This window comes from Pseudomonas sp. P7548 (assembly GCF_013386585.1).
In the GTDB taxonomy this organism is placed as follows: Bacteria; Pseudomonadota; Gammaproteobacteria; order Pseudomonadales; family Pseudomonadaceae; genus Aquipseudomonas.
In genome coordinates this window covers 1-731 of sequence record NZ_JACARO010000175.1, presented here as the reverse complement: position 1 = coordinate 731, position 731 = coordinate 1, and the positions used below count along the sequence as shown (strand labels likewise).

Sequence of the window (731 nt, the reverse complement as noted above, 5' to 3'; positions counted from 1 at the left end):
GTCGTAGGTGTGGTGGCGTGCGTAGAGGTGGTGTTCCTGCTGGGTGACGGTGTGGGCGTGCAGGCGTTGTTGGTCGTCGTAGTGGTAGTGGCTGAGGAGCTGGCCTTGTTGGCGCTGGTGTTCCTGGCCGGCTTTGAACAGGTGGGAGGTGAGCACTTCACCATTGAGTTCGACGGTGGCGAGGTGACCGCCCTTGGCATGATTGAAGACCAGGCGGTTGTTGTCGGGCAGGCGCAGGTTTTGCAACTGGCCGCAGGCGTCGTAGCCGTAGCGCAAGGTGCCCCAGCCTTGGTGTTCGGCGGTGAGGCGGTTTTGGCTGTCGTATTCGTAGGCCAGCGCCCAGTGACCATCTTCGACGCCGAGAAGGTTGCCCTGGCGGTCGTAGGTGTAGTCGACGGTTTTGCCGTCGGGGAGGGTTTTTCTTACGAGGCGGCCAGCAGGATCGCGCTGGTATTTAGTAACCAGCTGACTGCCGTCGTCACCGTGTTCGGTCTTTTCCTGCAGGTTACCGTTGAGGTCGTAGACATAAGCCGTGCGCTGACCGTCAAACCCTATCTCCTGCTGGATCAGGCCATTGGGGTGGTACTGCAATCCATAGGTCTCACCGACTTCATTTTCGATTTCAGTCAGCAACAACCGCGCATTGTCGTAGCGATACTTGACTTGGGTGCCGTCGGAATTAATACGACGGCTGATCAGATGCAGCCCATCGGCATACTCGTAACGAGTAA

1 pseudogene is annotated in these 731 nt (G+C 58.3%); it reads right to left on the bottom strand.

The window, feature by feature from the left end:
* A pseudogene (locus tag HX803_RS32015) lies at positions 1-731 on the bottom strand (type IV secretion protein Rhs); the annotation flags it as partial.